This window comes from Flavobacterium soyangense (assembly GCF_015277675.1).
GTDB lineage: Bacteria > Bacteroidota > Bacteroidia > Flavobacteriales > Flavobacteriaceae > Flavobacterium > Flavobacterium soyangense.
This window is the reverse complement of record NZ_JADHEC010000025.1, coordinates 1-23055: the sequence shown is the minus strand read 5'-3', so window position 1 is coordinate 23055 and position 23055 is coordinate 1. Positions and strand designations below refer to the sequence as shown.

Here is a 23055-nt window from a genome sequence, read left to right as displayed (position 1 = left end):
CTAAGTAAATATTCATTTTATTTAGTATTTTAGCATAAAATATTTCTAAAAATAATACTTTTTATATTTCTAAAACGAAAAATAAACTAGTGAAAAAAATATAATTTTTTTCATTTAATCAAATTGTGCTATGAATTTAGACGAAACTGATAAAAAAATATTACGCCTTCTTCAAGTAAATGCCCATTTGACCTTGAAGGATATTGCTGGTAAAATAAACCTTTCGCTTACACCTGTTCACGACCGCGTGAAACGATTGGAGAAAGAAGGTATAATTGAAAAATATGTTTCTATTTTGAATAAAAAGAAACTGGGTAATAATCTAATGGTGTATTGTCAAGTTACCCTCGTGAAACAAACTTTTGATGTTTCAGAAGGATTTAATCAGTCTATTATGGATATGCCCGAAGTGGTCGAGTGTAATTTTATTTCGGGAAGTTTTGATTATATGCTCAAAATTGTCTTACCAGATATGGAAAGTTATCACCATTTTCATCAAAAAAAATTATCCGTTTTACCGGAAGTTTCTTTGATTAATAGTTTTTTTATTATCTCGGAAGTGAAGAGTACTACCGTTTTACCAATTTAAATAAAACCGTTTCAAATGAATGAAACGGTTTTCTAGTCAGATTTTCTATTGGAGGATAATCCTAATAATTTCCCCTTTATTATTGATCATTTCCATTTGAATGCTTTGGTTTTCAGTCTTGTTGTTCAAAATCTTAGAAGCGGATTCGATATCTTTAATTTTGACATTGTCAATACTAAGAATAATATTTCCCCTAAGTTGGCTTTCATATTGCTTCAAATTTTCATTGGAAACCGATATGATTTTTACACCAGAATCAATGTGAAATTTACTTTTGTCGCTTGCATCAATATTTTCCAATTCCATTCCCTTGAACTCGGTGCTAAAAAACTCTTTTTTGCTCAAAATCACCGGAAGGACTTTGTTTTTTCCGTCTCGGATAAAAGTGACTTGTACTTTGTCGTTTGGTCTTTTGGTATTGATATAGCCCGAAAGATCAGCATAAGTGGCAATATTTTGATCGTCCAGTTTTATGATAATATCACCTTTTTCTAATCCGCCTTTTTCTGCACCGGAATTTTTAGAAACTTTTTGGATATAAAAACCCTGTGTTTCCGGAACGCCCAATTCTTTTGAAGCTAAAGAGTTTAATTCGCCACCCTCAACGCCTAGAATTCCTCTTTGCACGTTTCCAAACTCCATTAAATCCTCAATTATTTTTCGGGCAATATTTGAGGGAATTGCAAACGAATATCCAGCATAAGAACCAGTTGGTGATGAAATCATCGTGTTGATTCCTATTAATTCTCCTCGAGTATTCACTAATGCGCCACCACTATTTCCGGGATTTACAGCAGCATCGGTTTGAATGAAAGATTGAATTCCACTTGTATCCAAATTTCTGGCTTTCGCCGAAATAATTCCCGCTGTCACGGTCGATGTTAAATTATAAGGATTTCCAACCGCCAAAACCCATTCGCCAATTTTCACCGAATCGGAATTGGCGAAAGCGGTGTAAGGTAATTTTTCATCGGCATCAATTTTTAACAAGGCAATATCCATTTTCGAATCGGTTCCAATGAGTTTTGCTGTATAGGATTTCTTGTTGTTCAATGTGATTTCAATTTCCGAGGCATCTTTTATCACGTGATTATTGGTCACAATATAACCGTCTTCAGAAATGATTACACCTGATCCTGTTCCCACTTGTTCTTGCAATTGGTCTCCTCTATAGCCGTAGAAATATTCTAAAATAGGATTAGAAACACTTTTTCGGGAAACATTTTTTACGTGAACAACCGTGTGAATGGTTTTTTCGGCAGCTTCAGTAAAATCAAGTGTTTCTGTAGATAATCCCACTTGTCTTCCATACGAATTTGGAGCTAATGTTACAACTGAGTTTTTGTTTTTAGAAAAATAGCCATTGTCATCAAATAACAATTTGTAGGAGCCCAATGTTACGGCTCCGCTTAACAATGATACTAGAAATAGGCTTGAAAATCGTTTCATAGTTTATAGTTATTTAAGAATTTACTACGTAAAATTATAAAATTTGATATTTCAAAAAAACAGTTTAACGCTCGTTTAACATTCTTTAACGTATCATTAATATTTGTACTTTTGTGCAACACAATTCAACTAAAATGCAAATAGACTTTTATAAATACCAAGGAACGGGAAACGATTTTGTGATGATTGACAATCGGTCTGATTTTTTTCCAAAGGAGAATGTTCAACTCATTGCGCATTTGTGCGACAGACGTTTCGGGATAGGTGGCGACGGATTGATTTTATTGGAAAATGATTCTGAAACAGATTTCAGAATGGTCTATTACAATTCAGATGGAAACCAAAGTTCAATGTGTGGTAATGGCGGTCGTTGTTTAGTGGCTTTCGCCAAAAAACTGAACGTGATTAACAACAGTTGCACATTTTTTGCCACTGATGGTTTACACCACGCCACAATCACCGAAAACGGACAAGTTTCTCTGCAAATGATTGATGTTCCCAATGTAAAAATTACACCGGAATATGTGTTTCTCAACACTGGTTCGCCGCATCATGTGCAAATGGTAGATGACTTGGAAAACTATAATATAAAAGAAAACGGAGCTGCCATTCGATACGGAGCATTATATGGAAAAGAAGGAAGCAACGTTAATTTTGTAAAACAAATAGACGACAATACTTTCTCTCTTCGTACTTATGAACGAGGCGTGGAAGACGAAACACTTTCCTGCGGAACGGGCGCAACAGCTGCTGCCATTGCGATGAATGCAACAGGGAAAACCGATTCAACCTCCATACATTTGAACGTAGAAGGTGGCAAATTAGAAGTGTCTTTTGATAAAATGGCTAATCAGTTTACCAATGTTTTCTTGATTGGTCCAGCAGAGTTTGTTTTTAAAGGCGAGATTACTATTTAACCAAAATCCGTAATTATTTAAAATGATAACATTAAAAGGCGAAAACATCTATATCCGAGCACTCGAACCCAATGATTTGGAGTTTGTTTATGCTATGGAAAACGATCAAAGTATTTGGGCAGTAAGCAATACGCAAACGCCTTACAGTCGGTTTTTAGTGAAGCAATATCTCGAGAATGCGCAACAAGATATTTACGAAGCCAAGCAATTGCGATTGGCAATTTGTCAAGATAAAGATTTTCCGGCTTTAGGATTAATTGATTTATTCGATTTTGATCCAAAGAATAATAGGGCAGGAGTTGGCATCGTGATTCAAGGAAATGAAAACAAAAAACAGAATATTGGTTCCGAAGCTTTGGAACTTTTGATTCGGTATTCTTTTTATTATCTTAATTTACACCAATTGTATGCAAATATTGGCACAGAAAATGGAGCTAGTATTGCGCTTTTTACTAAATTTGGGTTCCAAAAGATTGGGACAAAAAAAGATTGGACTTTAGTCAATGGAGTTTATAAAGATGAGGCTGTTTTTCAATTAATAAATCATTAGTAATGTTTTGTTTAAAAAATATTAGCCACAGATTCACAGATCAATAAGAAAAATATTTTTTCTTAGTTAAAATCTGTGAAAACCCCTATAATCTATGGCAAAAAAAGAATTTTGTCCGTTAACGGACTGTCAATTAATTAATAAATTTTAAAAAATTTAGTTTTGAATTTAAAAAAAATCATAACAATCGCATCCGTAGTTTTAATGTCAGTATTATTGATTTACGGATTTATTTTGGCACGTCAAATTTTCTCCAAAAACACCAAATTTTCCGAAACGGAATTATACGTTTATGTTCCAACAGGTTCCACCTACGAAGATGTCAAGAAAATAATTACACCTTTTGTGGAGAATATGGATCGTTTTGAATTGGTCGCCAACAAAAGAAGTTATCCCGAAAATGTAAAACCAGGGCGTTTTCTATTTGCTAAAGGAATGAATAGTTATGACTTGGTCAAAGCTTTGAGAAGCAATATTCCCGTGAAACTGGCTTTCAACAATCAAGAGCGTTTGGAGAATTTTGCAGGACGAGTGGGTTCACAAATTGAACCGGATAGTTTGACTTTATTGAAAACCTTTAAAGATTCTATTTTTCTGAAAGAAAATGGTTTTACCGAAGAAAATGTCTTAGCGGTTTTTATTCCAAATACTTACGAGGTGTATTGGAATATTTCGGCAGAGAAATTCCGAGATAAAATGATTAAAGAATATCGCAATTTTTGGAATAAAGAAAGAACAGATAAAGCAGCAAAACAAGGCTTGACTCCAATTCAAGCAACAATTCTGGCTTCAATTGTACATAAAGAATCTGTAAAAAAAGATGAAAGACCAAGAATCGCAGGAGTTTATTTGAACAGAATGAGACAAGGAATGCCTCTTCAGGCAGACCCAACAGTGATTTTTGCCATAAAAAAGAAATCAAATGATTTTAACCAAGTAATCAAAAGAGTGTTTTACAACGACTTGTTTTTGAATTCCCCATACAACACCTATAAAGTGATTGGCCTTCCTCCTGGGCCAATTGCAATGCCTGACATTACGGCCTTAGAAGCGGTTTTGGATCCAGAAAAGAATAACTTCATTTATTTCTGTGCCAGCGTTGATCGTTTTGGGTATCACGAGTTTGCTGCTACTTTAGAAGAGCATAATAAAAACGCCAAAAAATATTCCGATTGGATCAACAGTCAAGGAGTAACAAGATAATTTTGAAATTCAAAAATCAATTATTTTTTTTGTTTCTGATTGTGTTCCAAAGTGTTTTTGCACAAAATTCCTTTGAAAATCTTCTAAAACAATCCGATTCCTTAAACAAGAAAAGACAAAACACTGTATTTATTTCCGAAGCGGTATTAGCATCGGGAGCTTTGATTGGTTTGAACCAACTTTGGTATGCTGATTATCCCAGATCCAATTTCCATTTTATAAATGACAATTCTGAGTGGTTGCAAATGGATAAGATTGGACACCTTTATTCATCCTATCAAATTGGGAGATTTGGTGCTGAAGTTCTGAATTGGAGTGGAACCAGCAAAAAAAATCAACTCATTTACGGGGCTAGTTTAGGATTTGTATTCCAAACCACTGTTGAGGTTATGGACGGGTTTTCTAAAGAATGGGGAGCGTCGATAGGTGATGTAATTGCTAATGCTTCGGGTACGGCTTTGTATGTTTCACAGGAATTAATTTGGAATGAACAACGTATTATTCCTAAATTTTCCTATCATAAAACCCAATATTCAAATTATAGACCTGATGTTTTGGGAAGCACATTTCCAGAACAAATCATAAAGGATTATAACGGTCAAACCTATTGGCTTTCTTACAATTTATATTCTTTTTCCAAAGGCTCAAAAATTCCCAAATGGATTAATCTCGCTTTTGGTTATGGAGCGGAAGGAATGATTAGCGGAAATGACAACAATAATTCTCCGATCTTGGTTCCAAAACCAGAAAGATTCAGGCAATTTTACCTTAGTTTGGATGTAGATTTGACAAAAATCGACACAAAATCCCACTTTTTGAAGACAATTTTTTCAGTTTTAAACACAATGAAAATTCCAGCGCCAACGATTGAGTACTCATCTCACAGCGGTTTCAAGTTTTACACCTTGTATTTTTAAACAAGTTTAATAGGTTGATATTCAGGTTTATGATTTTTATTGTATATTTGCATTGTAGAAATTTCAATACGGGACAGCGTTTGAAGAAAAACAATTTATGATAAAGAAGTGGTCTTTTTATACAATTTTGACTCTTATTATTGCTTTTTTAAGCTCAGGTTTTAAGCCTTTCGATTTAGATACCAACCAATGGTTTCTTACAAATAAAACCGATGGAACATCCTACTTATATCCATCTCAAAAACAAAACGATTATGCTAATTTAAGTGTTCCTTATACAGGAAAATTCTTTATTGGCTACAGAGAAGCAATTGCTTTCAGGGAATCTCAAGGCAAATACAAAAAAATTAATTCTCTGGGTTATCTTGGAAAATACCAGTTTGGTACTGAAACTTTAAAAACCGTTGGTGTAAATGATAAAAACCGGTTTTTAAACAGTCCCAAAATGCAGGAAAAAGCCTTTATTGCACTTCTTGCTCAAAATAAATGGGAGTTAAGAGATGTTATCGACAGATATGAAGGTAGAGTTATTAGTGGTATTCAAGTTACTGAATCTGGAATATTAGCAGCAGCACATCTTGGCGGTGTAGGTTCTGTAAAAAAGTTTTTTAGAAATAATAGAGGTCGCTATTTTAAAGATGCTTACGGAACATCGATACGAAGTTATATGATCGATTTTGGAGGTTATGAAACTTCTGGAATTGTGGCTGATAGCAATGCAAATGTCTATTAGAACTCGATAAAATAATAATAAAAAGGCTGTCTAAAATCAATTTTTAGACAGCTTTTTTAATTAAAATTTTCTTTTTAAAGTTCTTTTACAATTTCACCATTAGGACGAACCACTAATTTGCGAACGTCTTTATTTCTTTTGATTTTGACATTATACTGTTTTTTTATAATATCACCTTCTGTTTGAGTGTAAAGGAATTTATCGTTTACAATTGTCCATTCGGGATATTTTTTATAAATAGAATAGATCACATCACTTGGAAGGGCTACATTTTTATAGTTTTCCACTACACGTGTTAATTTCCCTTTTTCATTATAAGTTGCAGCCAAAGAGCCGTTTTTTATGTACATTGTTAGTAAATAGCTTTCATTACCTTCATAATCTTTACCAAGGTCATAGGCAACAAATTTTTCTTGCAATTTTCTTACAGTTGGGTCGGGATTTTTATCAGGTACATATACAGAAAAATCTGCTCCAGCCTTTTTGATTACAATTTCAGGTAAATTTATTATATCCATTCTTCCTTCCTTAGTTTGTTTTTGCGAATAGGAGGATGTGGTAAAGCCCAAAATCAAAATAATAATAAATGTTTTCATAATATTTTATTTTTAAATTAATACTGGTTTGAATAATTTTACATTAACTAATATGTTTTGGGGCAAGTAACTTTTTAATTTAATTTATTGTTTATCAGTGATGTATAAATATTTAAATTCAATTGGTTAATTTTTAATTATTTAAAGTTAGGTTTTTATTTTTGCTTTTTCAGTTAATTTATTCTGTAATTTATGTTAAAATATCTGGATATTAATGCGTGATATTAACACGAATTAACATCAAAATTGAGGTTCTAATATTTCTTTTGGTAGAAATATTTAATTTTTCAAGACTTTAATTTTTAGTTAGAATTGAATGGAAAGCTTTTTGAATTGATTTTGAAAAGTAATGAAAAGAGTCAAAATTTGGATAATGTAGTATGTAGAATTTTAAATAAACATTTTGCTATTCAAATCGGAAAATGTCTATCTAATTGATTTACAAACAGGTGTTTACATTTTGTGGATGATAAAAATAGTGGGACGATTGTGTAAATCAACCTTTATTTTCTTCCAATCCGAAGCCCGCATTGTTTTAATGAATTCTGTAGGTAAAGTGATATCGGTTGCAACACAAAGGTAAGTTGAAGGATTTAAAGCTTGTACTATATCCTCAAGCATTTTGTTATTTCGAAAAGGAGTTTCAATAAATATTTGTGATTGATTCTTATCTTGAGATAATTTTTCTAAGTTTTTTAATGCAGTCTTTTTTTCGGATTTGTCAATTGGAATATAACCGTTGAAAGCAAAACTCTGGCCATTCATTCCAGAGGCCATTATTGCTAATAAAATGGAAGACGGACCAACTAAAGGCACAACTTGAATTCCTTTTTCGTGGGCTAATTTTACAATCACAGCACCAGGGTCAGCAACTCCGGGACAACCTGCTTCGCTCATTAATCCAACGTTTTTTCCTTCTAAACAAGGTTGAAGCATTTTGGCGTGTTCAGAAACTTCGGTATATTTATTTAAAGCACTTAATCTGAGTGTGGCTTGAATTTTTTCCGGTTGAATACTTTTTATAAATTTTCGAGCCGTTTTTTCATTTTCTACTATATAATCATCAATGGAATCAATAGTTCTTTTTACAGTTTGTGGCAAAACATCCATAGGATTTCCTTCTCCTAAAGTTGTTGGGATTAAGTATAGTTTTCCTGGAAGATGGTTTGGTTTCATTTTTTTATTATTCTTGAGAAGCTAAATAGAATGCTTTTCAATTAATTTTTTAGCAATTACATCACAGGCTTCGTCGAGCATTTTATAAACGGAATCAAATCCATTTGGCATTCCAAAGTATGGGTCAGGAACATCTACATTTTCATCAGGGAATAATTCATTCAAAATGAGTTGCACTTTTTCGGTTTGGGCTTGATTATCGGCAAGTTGAATAACATCCCAATAATTAGAATTATCCATGACGTAAATATAATCAAAAGCATCAAAATCACTTGCTGTAAATTGGTGCCCTTTTTGTTGCGAAATATCTATTTTATTGTTTTTTGCAATTGCAATGGAGCGCTCGTCAGGTTGATGGCCAATGTGCCAAGAACCCGTTCCGGCAGAGTCCACCGTGAATTTTTTTTTTGGGAGTTTTGAAGCCAATATTCCTTCGGCCAAAGGTGACCGACAAATATTGCCTAGACAAACCATTAAAATTTTTATGGGCATAATGCGTTTATAGCGTTAATTTTTTGTTGATATCTTCGACAAATTTCTTGAATTGTTTGTCAGTTGCAACTAAATTGTCAACGGTTTTACAAGCGTGTAATACGGTTGCATGATCACGATCCCCTATTTGGGAACCAATGTTTGCCAAAGAAGCTTTAGTGAATTTCTTGGCAAAAAACATTGCCAATTGTCGAGCTTGTACGATATGTCTTTTTCTGGTTTTTGATTGAAGAGTTTCTAAATCCAATTGAAAATAATCGGAAACAATCTTTTGAATGTAATCGATAGAAATTTCTCGTTTTACATTTTTAACAAATTTTTCAACCACATTTTTGGCTAGTTCCAGAGTCACTTCTTTTTTATTGAAAGAAGATTGTGCAATCAAAGAAATAATGGCACCTTCCAGTTCTCGAACATTCGATTTGATATTTCGGGCTACATATTCTATGATTTCTTCAGGAATTTCTACACCATCACGATATAAAATGTTTTTCAGGATAGAAATTCTGGTTTCATAATCTGGTTGGTGTAATTCTGCCGATAATCCCCATTTGAAACGAGATAATAATCGTTGTTCAATGTCCTGCATATCAACTGGCGCCTTGTCCGAAGTCAATATTACCTGCTTTCCGTTTTGATGTAAGTAGTTAAATATATGAAAAAATACATCCTGAGTTCCTGATTTTCCGGAAAGGAATTGCACATCGTCAATGATTAATACATCTATAAGTTGGTAGAAATGAATAAAATCATTTCGATTATTTTTCTTTACGGAATCAATATATTGTTGGGTAAAAATTTCTGCTGAAATGTATAAAACGGTCTTTTCTGGATATTTGTCCTTGATTTCAACACCTATAGCGTGAGCTAAATGCGTTTTACCTAGACCAACACCGCCAAAAATTAATAATGGATTAAATGAAGTCCCACCTGGCTTATTGGCTACAGCCATGCCTGCTGAACGAGCTAATCTGTTAGAGTCTCCTTCAAGAAAATTGTCAAAACTATAATTTGCATTTAGTTGTGATTCGATTTTTAAATTTCGTATACCAGGAATGACGAATGGATTTCTTAATTCCGGATTAAGATTCTTATATGGAGCATCAACATCTTGTGGTTTCATAGGCACACGATTAGCGCTAGGCAATTGTTCCGTAAACGGTTGTTTATTGCCATAAGTGTTTTCCATTTTGATTTTATAGAGTAACTTTGCATTTTTCCCGAGTTCTTTGGTCAGTGCTACTTTTAATAATTTAACGTAATGCTCTTCTAGCCATTCGTAGAAAAATTTACTGGGAACCTGAATGTATAGTGCATTATCCGTAAGTTCAACTGACTTAATAGGTTCAAACCAGGTTTTATATGCTTGGTCTGCGATATTGTCTTTAATAAAAGATAGGCAGTTTTCCCATACTGATTGAGCAGTCTTGTTCATAAATTTGGTTAAATTATTTCGTTTGGTATCTGTTTTTCTAATAAAAAACGGGTTGAGTTAGTGTTGCTTTTTGGGATAACAAATATGTGAATAAAATTAACAAAAAAAAAATATTTTGCATGTAATTTTTATAAAATATTGTCGTATAGAGTTTGTAAAATTTTAATTTTTTAATAAATAATCAATGGAATATCATAAAATTCAAATTCGTGTTCGCTACTCAGAAACAGATCAAATGCGTGTAGTTTATCACGGTAATTATGCTCAATATTTTGAAATAGGAAGGGTCGAATGGCTTAGAAACAAAGGGATTTCTTATAAATGGATGGAGGAAAACGGAATTATGCTCCCTGTGGTTTCTTTAACCATGAATTATAAAAAACCGGCTCGATATGATGAGCTTTTGACTTTGAAAACAATATTAAAAAACAAGACATCTGTCAAGATTGAATTTGACTATGAACTCTATAATGAAAAGGAAGAGTTATTAACAACTGGCAACTCAATTTTAGTATTTGTCGATATGAAAACAGGAAGGCCTGTTGCTCCACCGCAATATATTTTAGAAATTTTGGACAGAAAGAAATAATGGTTTTGCTTTTTGATAATATAAAAAAAGAGCTAACTTTTTGAGTGTTTTAAAGAAGCTTTATTTCTATCTCAAACATCGAATTAAAAATGTCGAAAATCATTTCGGCATTTTTTTTTCGGGTGATAATTTCGATTTCGCAACTCAATTCCATTTTTTGGGTTGCAATTTCTATGTTTTTTTCTTTAATAACTCGCATTACTTTATTGATGTTTTTATAGTCAAAGGAAATTAGATAATGAATATCTATGGTTTTTTCGATTATTTCAGAAGATTCCAAAGTCATTTGGGCTGCAGTTTTATAAGCTGAAATCAAACCACCAACTCCTAATTTAACTCCGCCAAAAATTCGGACAACCACAAGCAAAACATTCGTGACTGCAAAAGACTGAATTTGCCCATAAATAGGCATTCCTGCTGTGTTACTTGGTTCGCCGTCATCATTTGCTCTGTAAACTATGGTGTCCGTGCCAATTTGATAAGCATAACAATAATGTCCCGCATTGGGATGTAGTTTTCGTAAACTATCAATTATGGGTTTTACTTCTGCTTCTGATTGAATAGGATATGCGTACCCAAAGAATTTGCTGTTTTTTTCTTTAAAAAGAAGTTCATCAGATGGATAAGCTATGGTTTTGTAGGTGTCTTCCAAATTTATTGAAAATTGAATTTATCATTGCCATTGAAATTTATCATAGCAGTAAATCTTTTTTCGAAAATAGTTCCATAACATCTTCTTTTCCTACTTGTAAATTCCAGATTTTGAAACCTAGCGAAAGTGCAGCATCGGTGTTTTCTTTTTTATCATCGACAAATAAGGTTCGTTTTGCAGATAAATCGTGTTTTTTTAATAAGTAATTAAATATTTCGGCATCTGGTTTTCGCATTCCCAATTCAAATGAAAAATAGATTTTTTCAAAACATTGGTAAAAATCACTATAAAATGAAGTGCCATTTTCTCGTTCGAAAGTTTCTATATGAATTGCATCGGTATTGCTTAAAAGAAACAAACGATATTTTTTTGAAAGCTTTTGTAGAAATTCTAATCGTTTTAAAGGGAAATCCAAAAGTATGGCATTCCAAGCATTTAAAATTTCATCAATAGAAGCATTAGGAATGTGTTTTTGGATACCGAACAGAAAATTTTCTTGTGAGATTTGTCCTTTTTCAAATTGAAGGTTCAATTGATCTAAATCTTTATTCCATTGTGATAATCCCAATTTTTTCAAGGAATTAATGGTTGCTTGTTTATCTAAGTTGATAAAAACATCTCCAAAATCAAAAATAATAGTATCAATCATTATTTCTAGAAATTATAAGTGTGTCGTTTCCAATGGAATGTTTTTTAATGTTTTTTAAAGCTATAATTGGTGCTTTTGTTCCATTTTCAAAGCAACTATTCCCAATGAATATTCGCGCTTCATCCCAAAGGTTTTCGTCAATAAAAGTTTGTAGGGTCTGCGTGCCTCCTTCAATAATCACGGATTGAATTTTGTGTTTATATAATGCTTTCAGTATTTGATTTGCAAGATTTTGTTTAAAATCAATTATCTCAAAGGTAGTGTTTTCTTTATTATTAGCATTTGCCAAATTTGAAAAAATTATAGTTTTTACTTTGTTATCAAATATATGACTGTTTTTTGGTATTCGATTATTCTGATCCAAAATTATCCTAATTGGGCTATTTCCTTCCCAATCTCTCACGTCTAATTTTGGATTATCATTAATAACAGTGTTGGTGCCAACAAGAATAGCTTGTTCTTCACTTCGCCATTTATGAACTAATTGACGCGAAAACTCATTAGCTATCCAAACTGGTTTTCTCTTTTTTATGTCATCTTGAGCTTGCCCATGGATTATTGGCGCAATAAAACCATCCTGAGTTTCGGCCCATTTCAAAATCACATAGGGTCTTTTCTTTAAGTGAAATGTAAAAAAACGCTTGTTTAACTCCATGCATTCTGATTCAAGAATGCCAACAGTAACATTTTTACCTGTTTCAATTAATTTTTTGATTCCGTTTCCGGCAACTTTTATATTAGGGTCAATGGTTCCAATAACTACATTTGGAATCTCGTTTTCAATAATTAAATCACAACAAGGTGGCGTTTTTCCAAAATGACTGCAAGGTTCTAAACTCACATAAATAGTTGATTTTTTCAACAGCGATTTGTCTTTCACGGAATTCACCGCATTAACTTCGGCGTGAGGTTCTCCCGATTTTTTATGCCAGCCTTCGCCAATGATTTTGTTATTATACACAATTACACTTCCAACCAAAGGATTGGGATAAGTTGTCCCTAAACCATTTTTTGCCAATTCAATGCAACGGCGCATGTATTTTTCATCTTTTTTCACAATTACAAAAGTAATGATTTTTGTGTTTAGGATTTAGTTTTGAATCTTTGGAAAATAACAATAAACAATATCTATTTTTGTACAATAAATTATCGTTTTAAAAAATGGAAAACTGGGTCATTAGAAAAATTGAAAAAAAAGATAATCCTGCCGTTGCACGATTAATTAGAGCTGTTTTTGGCGAATTAGATATTCCAAAAGTAGGAACTGCCTATGCTGATCCTTATCTGGATTTAATGTTTGAGGAATACAGTAAACCAAAGTCTGTTTATTTTGTTGTTGAAAATAATGGAAAAATAATTGGCGGAGCGGGTGTGGCGCTACTTGAAAATGAAGCTGAAACCATTTGCGAATTGCAAAAAATGTATTTCCTAGCTGAAGCTCGTGGTTTGGGAATTGGTAGCCAAATGATGGATAAATGTTTACAAGCTGCCAGGGACTTCGGTTTCGAAAAATGCTATCTCGAAACAATGCCTTTTATGCACGATGCCCAAAAACTCTATAAAAAAGCGGGATTCGAATATATTTGTTCGCCAATGGGAAGTACGGGTCACGTTTCTTGCCCAGTTTGGATGTTGAAGGATTTAAGCTAAGTTATAAATTATGAAAATAAAACAATACAGAACTCATTTCATTTTAGAGCTTACGCCAATTTACGATTCCGGCGAAGCGGAGAGTTTTTTTTATTTGATTCTGGAGGAAAAATGTCATTTGAGAAGAATCGATTTGGCTTTGAATCCGGATTTGACTTTTTCTGATGAAGAAATTCAAGATTGGAATTCAATTTTAAATCAACTGAAAGAGGAAATTCCTGTGCAATACTTATTGGGAAAAGCCAGTTTTTACGGTTTGGATTTCGAGGTAAATCCTTCGGTTTTGATTCCAAGACCCGAAACCGAGGAATTGGTAGAATGGATTTTAGAAAGCCAAAAGTCGAAAGGCAATAGCCAAAATGTAAAGATTATCGACATCGGAACAGGAAGCGGTTGCATCGCGATTTCTTTGGCAAAAAACATTCCAAACGCTTTGGTTTTTGCAATTGATGTTTCTGAAAAAGCTTTGGCTATAGCCAAAAAAAATGCCAAAATTAATGGAGTGAATGTTACTTTTTTTAAGAAAAACATTCTCGAAACCGAAGATTTGGAGCAGCAATTTGACATTATTGTTTCAAATCCTCCGTACGTTCGGGAGTTGGAAAAAAAGGAAATAAAGAAAAATGTTTTGGATAATGAACCGCATTTGGCTCTTTTTGTAGAAGATAATGATGCTTTGGTGTTTTATAAAAAAATCGCTGAATTAGCACAAAAAAATCTGTCTCAAAACGGAGAACTATTCTTTGAAATCAATCAATATTTAGGAAAAGAAACGATTGATTTACTTGGAAAAATGGGTTTCAAAAACATCGAATTAAGACAAGATATTTACGGGAATGACAGAATGATTAAGGCAAAATTATAAAATTATTATTCATATCTCAACGCTTCAATAGGATCCAGTTTTGCGGCTTTGATGGCGGGATATAATCCGGAAACTATTGCAACGGCAAAACTTGTGATAAAGGCTGCCAAAATTGCACCCCACGGAATCACAAAAACAAATTTCATGGCGGTTGCAATTGCAAAACCTATCGAAATTCCAAAAATAATCCCCACTAAACCACCCATTTGACCGATAAGCAAAGTTTCTATAAAAAACTGAAATGCGATGGTGCTTTTTTTGGCGCCAAGTGCTTTCCGAACTCCAATTTCGCGAGTGCGTTCCGTAACCGAAACAATCATAATGTTCATTAAAGCAATTGACGATCCAAGAATCGTAATAATACTAATAAACCAAGATGCAATTCCAAGATATTGAGTGATGCCCAGGATTCTGTTAATCAGATCATCGCTTCGTACGATGGCAAAATTATTGTCTTTTACAGGGCTTAATTTTCGAATTCTTCGCATCGTACTAGTGGCGTTATCGATGGCTTCGTCAAGCATTTCTTTTTTGGCTACCATAACGCTCATCGTGTAATTTATATTGGGCGCAGTAAACAGTGAACGGGCTACCTGAATAGGAATTAACACCCTTAAATCCTGACTGTTGCCAAAGGTGGAGCCTTTCTCTTTTAGGACTCCGATAACTTTAAATTTGGCGCCGCGAATCGAAATTACTTTATCGATAGGATTAATATCCTTTAATATTCCTTTTTGAAAATCAGATCCTACGATGCAATTATAGGTATTGTTTTGAATGTCAAACCCAGTGAAATTCCTCCCTAAACTAGTTTCTAAACCCGAGTTGACCATAAAAAACTCATCAACTCCCACGATTGTATTTTCGGGATCAGTTTTAGTGGATTCATATTTAATTTCGGCTGTTGAAGTTGCCGTAAAAGAAACTGAAGTTTCGGTAAGGGGAAATTTATATTTGTTCTTGAAAGCTACCGCTTCGGGATAAGAAATGATAGGGCTTACTTTTTCTATAAAATCGCTTCCGTGTCTTCGTGTGGTGGTTTCATATTGATTGATGTTAAAAGTATTGGCTCCCATTGAAGCAAAATCTGTGGAAATTGTATTTTCTAAAGCCGAAACAACTGTTAAAATCCCAACCAAAGCAGTGATTCCAATGGCAATAATCAGCACGGTAAGAATGGTGCGCAACAATTGGGTTCTGATTGAACCAAAAGCAATTCGGACGTTTTCTCGGAATAATTTAAACATAGTGGCTATTTGACACGAAATTACAATTTTTGTTACAAGTTTGCTTTAGAAGATGTGATATTTATTTTAAAAACAAGATATTTGCAGTAAGAATTAAGAATTTCAAATTACGAATTGCGATTTTGAAGAAATCAATTTTATTTTTTGAAATTCGGAATTCGTAATTTGTAATTAATTAAAATGGCTCAAAAACCAAGCATTCCAAAAGGGACAAGAGATTTTTCACCAGCTGAGGTGGCAAAACGTCAATATATTATATCCGTTATAAAAAGCAATTTCGAGAAATTTGGTTTCCAACCAATAGAAACTCCTTCGTTTGAAAATTCCGAAACCTTGATGGGGAAATACGGGGAAGAAGGAGATCGATTGATTTTTAAAATTTTGAATTCGGGAGATTATTTGGCGAAAGCTAATCCTGTATTATTGCAAAATAAAGAAAGTAATAAATTGACGTCAAGTATTTCCGAGAAAGCGCTGCGCTACGATCTAACCGTTCCTTTTGCTCGATATGTTGTGCAACATCAAAGTGAAATTGATTTTCCATTCAAAAGATATCAAATCCAACCGGTTTGGCGTGCCGATCGTCCGCAAAAAGGGCGTTTCAGAGAGTTTTTTCAATGTGATGCTGATGTTGTGGGTTCAAAATCCTTGTGGCAAGAAGTCGAATTGGTACAATTGTATGATTCGGTTTTTATGGAATTAGGTTTGGAAGGCGTAACGATTAAAATCAATAATCGTAAAATTCTTTCGGGAATTGCTGAGGTTATTGGTGCAAAAGATAAATTAATCGATTTTACGGTTGCTTTAGACAAACTCGACAAAATAGGCGAGGACGGCGTAAAAAAGGAAATGATTGAAAAAGGAATATCGGAATCTGCAATCGAAAAAGTGCAACCGTTATTCAATTTTACAGGAACAATTTTGGAGAAAATCAGCAAACTTTCCTCATTATTAGCTGGTTCCGAAGAAGGGTTGAAAGGAGTTGAAGAATTGCGTTTTATATGTGATAATGTTACAAATCTTGGTTTAAATAAAGCGATTTTAGATTTAGACGTGACTTTAGCCCGTGGATTAAATTATTATACGGGTGCTATTTTTGAAGTGGCTCCACCAAAATCTGTTTCTATGGGTTCCATTGGTGGTGGCGGAAGATATGACGATTTGACCGGAATCTTTGGTCTGCCAAATGTGAGTGGTGTTGGGATTTCTTTTGGTTTGGACCGAATTTATTTGGTTATCGAAGAATTGAATTTATTTCCTGAAACCGTGACTTATACTTCAAAAGCTTTGTTTATTAATTATGGCGAAAAGGAAGCTTTTTATTCGATGAAAGCCATAACAAAATTGAGAAGTTTTGGAATAAAAGTGGAACTTTATCCTGATAATGTAAAAGTCGGAAAACAATTTCAACATGCTGATAAACGCGCGATTCCCTATGTTGTCATCGTTGGGGAAACCGAAATGAATGAAGGAAAATTTGCCCTTAAAAATTTAATTTCCGGTGAACAGGTTTTGCTTGATTTTGAAGGGCTGAAAGCAGCATTGCTATAATTCTGTTTCGAATAAAAAAAATGCCTCTTGAGGCATTTTTTCTTGATTAAGATGTTTCGCTATGCTTTTTTTGCGCAACATTTTTTTTCATCTTTTTTGCATTTAGCTTTTTCATTAGCGGTGCAAACTTTTCCTTCGGCTTTACATTTTGCTTTCCCTTTTGCAACTTCGTCAGTACTCATTTTTTTTGCATTAGTACTTGCTTTTGCGCAACAAGATTCTTTTTTGGTTTCTGTAGCAACATGTTTTGTTTGTTGTGCACCAACATTAATTGTAAATAAAACAATTGCTAAGAGGGTAATGATTTTTTTCATGTTTTTTGGGTAATGGGTTTATATTTATTTTTTATTGGGATAAAGTCCAAAGTTAACGACAAATGTATTAAGAAAAAACATTTGCAAAACACTAAAAAGGTTAATGTTTCCTTAATATATCTAACGTTTTTTCTTGTCTGCTTTTTTAATAATCACTTACTCATTCATTATTTGATTATGATTTTTTTGCTGCTTTCCCCTTTCGAAGTTTTGACTTTTACAATATAAATTCCAGAAGGCATATTTTTAATTGGAATCTGAATATTGGTTTGCTCTTTGTCTTCAACATCCCATTTGTTGATAGATTGACCTATCATGTTATAAAGAGAAACAGTATTTACCGTTGAATCCAGTATGTTATTTCTGATAATTAATGTTTTATAGTTGTTAGAATATAAAACGACAATTCCATCACTCGAATCGTTTTCAGCTACGTCTAGAGTTTTAGTTTGGCTTTCGAATCGTAATGAGAATCGTTTGTTGTATTCTCCTTCGGCAAGAGCTATTTTAAAATCACTAGTTTTAAGGTCGTGATATATTCCTGTTAGCGTGTCGTGCAAATAAATATTGGTATTTGATGAAACGTTTTCCAGTTCATCTATTTTTATGGTCACTTCACCTTCGTTTGCAATTACAATACCTAGAGGAAGAACTTGATTTACATTAAAATCAGGAACTCCTTGAATCACAAACTGACTGTCGCTAATTTCCCAGAACATATCATTTTCATTGGTGTCAAACATTGGAGCATCATAACCGATATCAAATAAATTAGTAGTGTTACGGTCAGCTCCAACTAAAAGTTGTCGATGAGCACCAATGGAAGAATCAAAGCCTAGTCTAATTTTTGGTTTTACATCGGCACTTCCCTTAGGGGCTCCTCTTTTTTTCATAAAGACGGAACTTGCTGCTGTTGCTGGGTTGGCATCTTCTCTTTTAAAAATACGCTGGCTATTTTTGAAATTTATAGTTCCTCCAGTAACCGTTGCTGTTGTTCCTGAAATGGCAGGGTCTAAATAGGCATCTACAAAAAATCCTTGTCCTACCGGAACGTATTGTTGTGGCGTAATTGATCCTCTAGCACCATCATGTAGATTTAAAGAGCTGTCATTAATGGCTTTTACGCCTCCAACTAAAGTATAAGTTGCATAACCACCTTGATATAGTGCTAAAATATGATCATTTGATAGGCCAAAATGATCCCAGAAATAAAGTGCACCATTGAAGACATTGACTCCGGCTCTACCTGCTAAATTATCTAATATAAATTCATTGGCATCAAGGGCAGATGGATATGGGTTTCCTACTAAATAGGTTTGGTCAAAAGGTAATGGGAGTGCAATAGTTCCGTTATTTGGTTTACCAACAAAAACATAGTTTTGTGTCGATGTAATCGGAGCTATTCCGCCAGTTCCTTTCATGGTAAATCCTTCTCCTGTTTTAAGTAGCCCGGTGTTTCCAATATAGTTCCATTGGAAATAATCTTGCCAATCTGTATTTGTTTCGAGTGTTTTGGAATTGTATGACCATATCCAACGGTTGCTAATTTTTATTGGGTTTGATAAGGCACCGTCAGCAAAATAAGCACCATCTCCAAAGGTTATAGCCAATGGATTAGCAGAATTTGTTCCATCTCTTAAAGCACTTGAAGGCGAGTATGGCGTATTGTTGATGACTCCTTGAATATTGCTTACTGGTGATGACCAATAATTATAATTGAAACTATTTTTCTTGCCTTGTTGATCACGCTCAATATATCCTGTACTGGTTACGTCTAAAATGCTTTCGCTGAACTGGGTTGATGTATATCTTTTTTCTAATAATTGTGATTCACCCACTAAATCAATGTTTCCATTCAATTTTAAATAATGGGTAATCCATAAACCTTGGCCATCATTTTTTTCAATAGGCGTAGTTACAATTGGATCTGCAATGGTTAATTTATTTGCAGTTGAAATTAAACCTAAAACGGTGATGTCTTTATTGCCAGAATTAATATTGTGTCCGGTTTGTACAATATTCCAATCTATTGGAGTTCCATTATAGCCTGTGCTATTAGGATAATCCCAAACAGAATCACCATATTTCCATGGAGTTGTTCCAATGCCTTTATCCATCCAATTACCATCTCTGATTGATGTATATGGTAATGGAGCAGTTTGTTCTTGGGCACTTGTAATATTTCTTAATTGGCCATCAACACCTTTTCCTCCGTAAGGCTTAAGATATCCGCAAACGATTTGGTCCATACGATAATACCCATTTAAATTTGCCCATAATAACGGTTGGTCGTCGATTCCATCTAAATTAACATCAGGGCCATTAATATTTATTGGTATTATTTCACCTCTAACTGCCGTGCCATTACTTATGATTTGTTGGTTCATCATTTGTCGAACGTGATCAGGACTTAAACCAACACCCCAAATTCTCAATTCATCTATCCATCCAGAGAAATAATTTACAGGTTTGTTTGGAGGGTTTCCTGTTTGATCCATTGCTCCAACAATACAAGCAAAAGTATTGGTGATAGGAGCAGAACCAGCAGCGTTAATAACTTCAATTCCGTCTACATATAATCTGTAAATTCCACCACTGAAAGTTACTGCAACATGGTACCATCTATTTGTAGTTAGAGGGAAAGGAGATGTTATTTGGCTTCCATTATTCCAATTGAAAGATAATGCGCTTCCAACAAGTCTTATGTCATAACCGTTAATTAAGCTATTTGCATTTCGTTTAGAAATAATGGTTTGAATATTACTAGGTGCACCTGCAGGTTGTGGATCAGGTTTAACCCAAACTTCAATACTAAATGTATTTAGTAATGTATTATCTAAACCATAATTATCTTTGAAAGTGACGTAATCATTAACCCCGTCAAAATCGACAACTTGACAACTTGTCAATGTTACTTGAACATCACTATAGCAAGGTGATCCATTTAGCTTCCATCTTAAAGTATAGACGCCTGCATCGCCCGAGAAGGACGAAGTTGGACTGGTGTCATTAGAAAAACTATATGTTCCGCATGAATTTGAAGCACTGAAAACAGACCATTTTCCTGTTGTACCTGTGCCCGGATCATCACTAAAATTATTACGGACTAATGTTGGGTAGGCGCCATTATCGTTATTAGTATTCGCTGATTTAGTATTGTCGTAAGCATTTAAATTAACTGTTCTTTCACCGCACTCAGCATTGGTATACGCTTGTGCTTGACCGGCATAGGCGTAATTTACTTTTACTGTGGCTATTGCCGTTCCCGCTGGATCGTATGCCCTGCATCCGTTTACCAAGGCAGTTGCGCCATATTGATGAACACCAGGTGCTGTAGGAACAAAATTATAGGTAACATCTAATTTATCTCGTATGATATACTGCCCTGGGCTACCAAGTCCGTCGGTCCATTCTACGGCATCACTATAAGGCCTAATTGGAATCGTGATGTTGTCAATAGCCCAAGCACTTTCGTCTGTAGTTCCAAAAAAGGTCCACTTCACCCTAACGTTGTTATTTCCAATATAATCCGATATGTCGAATGAGGAATTGTCATTTGAAAAATTAAATTTAGTAGTTGTTGAATTATTAGAGACTGGCGCTAAATATGGATAAGTAACTGGTATTCCGTGTGAATCTCCCCAAGAAAGAGCATGTGGGCTGGTTCCAATTAAATCTTGTAATACAATTGTATACGTTAATCCGCCATCTAAAGACAATTCCAATTTGGCTATATCTCCTGAATGGAGATTATATGCTTGGTCAAACGCAACGGCTGCTGTTCCTAAGCCTACAAGGCTAAAAATAGGAGTTTCAAGAGTTGTTGGGCCAACACCAAACTTAGTTATATAACCTGCACTGTTGTAATTACCATGTGCTATACCAAATTTTAAATTATTGGAATCATATTCAATTTCGTATAAAGTTCCTACAGGATGATTATTTGTTCCTGACCAGTTGTTAAATTTTGTATTATTTCCTGAAGCAGTCCATTGAGCTCCTGCTGTTTGACCATCTATTCTCCATTGGGTTGGATCCCATTTATCTGGGAACTGGCCCGAATTAAAATCTCCGCCTTCTCCCACTTTTACAGTAGAAATATATCCACTTCTAGCAACCAATGAAACTGGATCATTCAGACATATGTTGAATAAACTTTGATCTAAAATAGGTGGAACATTTGGAGGAATAGCATGTACGTTTATCATATTTGAATATTGCGTACAATCACCAACTTGAATCAGCACTCTAAATAAAGTGGATTTAGTATTATTAAAGTCAAAATTAACATTATAAGAAGTAGTTGTATTTGGAATTATACTCCAATTTGTAGCTCCAGCTTCGAATTTTTCCCAACGTACAATGGTGCCTATTTGACTTGATAAATTTATTGTAACAGGAGTTATTGTTCCGGGACAAGAAGTGATGGCGACATTGTCGCTAGGAATGGCTGCTGGACTTAAACTGGTAATATATCCTAACAAATTACCTCCAGAAATTGGTGGCGCTGTTAGCGTAATATTTTGCGTTTGGATAGAAGTATTTCCGTTACCATCATTATAGGTCCAAGTGACCACTGTAGCTCCTTGAGTCGTAAAAGGGAAAGTAATGTTAGGAATTCCGTTTATGATACCAATACAATTATCAAGTGCAGTTGGTATTGGCAAACTAGTTATTTGACATCCTGAATAAGATAATGTGGGTAATGCTGTAATGCTAGCGACTGGTGCAATGGTGTCGTCAATAATAATATTTTGTGTGCTTGTAATAACTGTTCCAAATGCAAAAGACCAAACGACAGTGTATGTTCCTTGAGTATTATATGAAGTTGTATCTCCTGTTGTTCCGGTTACAGTCACTCCACAAGCATCTGTATAAGTTGGAGCTGTTAATGTAGCTGAACATTGTGCTAATACATTAGATAAAGTTATTATTGGTTTTGGATTTACAGTTATATCCACTGTAAATGTTGAGCCAGAGCAAGAGTTAGCTGTTGGAGTAACAGTGTATCGAACGGCACCTGCAGTTGTTCCCGTGTTGGTCAAGGTCTGGGCAATTGAAGTTCCACAAGCCCCTGGACAACCACTAAATCCAGTTATTGTACCTCCAGTTGGCGTTGTTATTAATCCAGCTGTCCAAGTAAATGTTGTACCACTTATAGTTGAGTTTAGAGCAACACTACTCGTTCTAGCATTGCAAATAGTTTGATTTGAAGCAGAACCTGTGGGTAGAGCATTTACAGTGACAGACAAAGTGGTTTTACTACAGCCTGTTGCAGTCTGAATATAAGTAAAAGTTGCTGTTCCAGCAGATATACCAGTTATTACTCCAGCATTGGTTACCGTGGCTATTGCGGTATTGCTGCTTGTCCAAGTTCCGTTGGTTGTTGGAGATAAAGTTGCAGTACTTCCAATACATACTTGTGTTGGTGCAGTTACAATTGGTAGAGCATTTACAGTGACAGACAAAGTGGTTTTACTA

At 34.3% G+C, this 23055-nt stretch carries 21 protein-coding genes; 10 read left to right on the top strand and 11 right to left on the bottom strand.

Annotation, left to right across the window (positions count from 1 at the left end):
- The first annotated feature begins 130 nt into the window (after positions 1–130).
- On the top strand, positions 131–589 hold the full coding sequence (locus IR213_RS11250) for an Lrp/AsnC family transcriptional regulator (protein ID WP_194312416.1): 459 nt from the start codon (positions 131–133) through the stop codon (positions 587–589).
- Positions 590–634: 45 nt separating this feature from the next.
- Here IR213_RS11250 and IR213_RS11245 read toward each other — a convergent pair whose 3' ends face one another.
- Complete coding sequence (locus tag IR213_RS11245; RefSeq protein ID WP_194312415.1) at positions 635–2038, bottom strand: trypsin-like peptidase domain-containing protein; 1404 nt, start codon at positions 2036–2038, stop codon at positions 635–637.
- Between the two features lie 134 nt (positions 2039–2172).
- On the opposite strand from IR213_RS11245, the gene dapF reads away from it, so the two are divergent.
- The 5 genes from dapF (at position 2173) to IR213_RS11220 (ending at position 6358) form a co-directional block, all read left to right on the top strand.
- Positions 2173–2955: a diaminopimelate epimerase gene (dapF, locus tag IR213_RS11240; RefSeq protein ID WP_194312414.1), complete on the top strand. Its 783-nt coding sequence runs from the start codon at positions 2173–2175 to the stop codon at positions 2953–2955.
- A gap of 22 nt (positions 2956–2977) precedes the next feature.
- Complete coding sequence (locus IR213_RS11235) at positions 2978–3505, top strand: GNAT family N-acetyltransferase (RefSeq protein ID WP_194312413.1); 528 nt, start codon at positions 2978–2980, stop codon at positions 3503–3505.
- Between the two features lie 162 nt (positions 3506–3667).
- Positions 3668–4708, top strand: a complete 1041-nt coding sequence (mltG, locus tag IR213_RS11230; RefSeq protein ID WP_194312412.1) for an endolytic transglycosylase MltG — start codon at positions 3668–3670, stop codon at positions 4706–4708.
- Positions 4709–4710: 2 nt separating this feature from the next.
- A complete protein-coding gene (locus tag IR213_RS11225; RefSeq protein WP_194312411.1) occupies positions 4711–5625 on the top strand; it encodes a DUF2279 domain-containing protein in 915 nt (304 codons plus the stop codon).
- A 97-nt stretch (positions 5626–5722) separates the two neighbouring features.
- Positions 5723–6358: a peptidoglycan-binding protein LysM gene (locus IR213_RS11220; RefSeq protein ID WP_194312410.1), complete on the top strand. Its 636-nt coding sequence runs from the start codon at positions 5723–5725 to the stop codon at positions 6356–6358.
- A gap of 74 nt (positions 6359–6432) precedes the next feature.
- Here IR213_RS11220 and IR213_RS11215 read toward each other — a convergent pair whose 3' ends face one another.
- The 4 genes from IR213_RS11215 to dnaA form a co-directional block, all read right to left on the bottom strand.
- The gene (locus IR213_RS11215) at positions 6433–6954 is read right to left on the bottom strand and encodes a hypothetical protein (protein ID WP_194312409.1); all 522 of its coding nucleotides are present in this window, start codon (positions 6952–6954) and stop codon (positions 6433–6435) included.
- A 453-nt stretch (positions 6955–7407) separates the two neighbouring features.
- Entirely contained in the window at positions 7408–8130 is a 723-nt protein-coding gene (locus IR213_RS11210) for an SAM-dependent methyltransferase (RefSeq protein ID WP_194312408.1), read from the bottom strand.
- 21 nt (positions 8131–8151) lie between these two features.
- Entirely contained in the window at positions 8152–8622 is a 471-nt protein-coding gene (locus IR213_RS11205; RefSeq protein WP_194312407.1) for a low molecular weight protein-tyrosine-phosphatase, read from the bottom strand.
- Between the two features lie 7 nt (positions 8623–8629).
- On the bottom strand, positions 8630–10057 hold the full coding sequence (dnaA, locus tag IR213_RS11200) for a chromosomal replication initiator protein DnaA (RefSeq protein WP_194312406.1): 1428 nt from the start codon (positions 10055–10057) through the stop codon (positions 8630–8632).
- Between the two features lie 184 nt (positions 10058–10241).
- Here dnaA and IR213_RS11195 point away from each other — a divergent pair, with 184 nt between their 5' ends.
- Positions 10242–10646: an acyl-CoA thioesterase gene (locus IR213_RS11195; protein ID WP_194312405.1), complete on the top strand. Its 405-nt coding sequence runs from the start codon at positions 10242–10244 to the stop codon at positions 10644–10646.
- A 49-nt stretch (positions 10647–10695) separates the two neighbouring features.
- Here the strand turns inward: IR213_RS11195 and IR213_RS11190 are convergent, their stop codons facing one another.
- Genes IR213_RS11190 through ribD form a run of 3 tightly spaced genes read right to left on the bottom strand, consistent with a single transcriptional unit; the run spans position 10696 to position 13004 of the window.
- Positions 10696–11304 (bottom strand): IMPACT family protein, encoded by a 609-nt coding sequence (locus IR213_RS11190; protein WP_194312447.1) that lies wholly within the window; start codon positions 11302–11304, stop codon positions 10696–10698.
- A 34-nt stretch (positions 11305–11338) separates the two neighbouring features.
- On the bottom strand, positions 11339–11947 hold the full coding sequence (locus IR213_RS11185) for an HAD family hydrolase (RefSeq protein WP_194312404.1): 609 nt from the start codon (positions 11945–11947) through the stop codon (positions 11339–11341).
- Complete coding sequence (gene ribD, locus IR213_RS11180) at positions 11940–13004, bottom strand: bifunctional diaminohydroxyphosphoribosylaminopyrimidine deaminase/5-amino-6-(5-phosphoribosylamino)uracil reductase RibD (RefSeq protein WP_194312403.1); 1065 nt, start codon at positions 13002–13004, stop codon at positions 11940–11942. Before ribD ends, IR213_RS11185 begins: the two co-directional genes overlap by 8 nt.
- Before the next feature lie 104 nt (positions 13005–13108).
- Between ribD and IR213_RS11175 the strand changes: the two genes are divergently transcribed.
- On the top strand, positions 13109–13597 hold the full coding sequence (locus IR213_RS11175; protein ID WP_194312402.1) for a GNAT family N-acetyltransferase: 489 nt from the start codon (positions 13109–13111) through the stop codon (positions 13595–13597).
- 10 nt (positions 13598–13607) lie between these two features.
- Entirely contained in the window at positions 13608–14462 is an 855-nt protein-coding gene (gene prmC, locus IR213_RS11170) for a peptide chain release factor N(5)-glutamine methyltransferase (protein WP_194312401.1), read from the top strand.
- A 5-nt stretch (positions 14463–14467) separates the two neighbouring features.
- On the opposite strand, the gene IR213_RS11165 is transcribed toward prmC, so the two are convergent.
- Positions 14468–15709, bottom strand: coding sequence for an ABC transporter permease (locus IR213_RS11165; RefSeq protein WP_194312400.1), 1242 nt, complete (start codon positions 15707–15709; stop codon positions 14468–14470).
- Positions 15710–15889: 180 nt separating this feature from the next.
- Here IR213_RS11165 and hisS point away from each other — a divergent pair, with 180 nt between their 5' ends.
- Entirely contained in the window at positions 15890–17260 is a 1371-nt protein-coding gene (gene hisS / locus IR213_RS11160; protein WP_194312399.1) for a histidine--tRNA ligase, read from the top strand.
- A gap of 59 nt (positions 17261–17319) precedes the next feature.
- Here hisS and IR213_RS11155 read toward each other — a convergent pair whose 3' ends face one another.
- Positions 17320–17574 (bottom strand): hypothetical protein, encoded by a 255-nt coding sequence (locus IR213_RS11155; RefSeq protein ID WP_194312398.1) that lies wholly within the window; start codon positions 17572–17574, stop codon positions 17320–17322.
- Positions 17575–17741: 167 nt separating this feature from the next.
- On the bottom strand, positions 17742–23042 hold the full coding sequence (locus tag IR213_RS11150; protein ID WP_228479171.1) for a LamG-like jellyroll fold domain-containing protein: 5301 nt from the start codon (positions 23040–23042) through the stop codon (positions 17742–17744).
- Positions 23043–23055 lie beyond the last annotated feature (13 nt).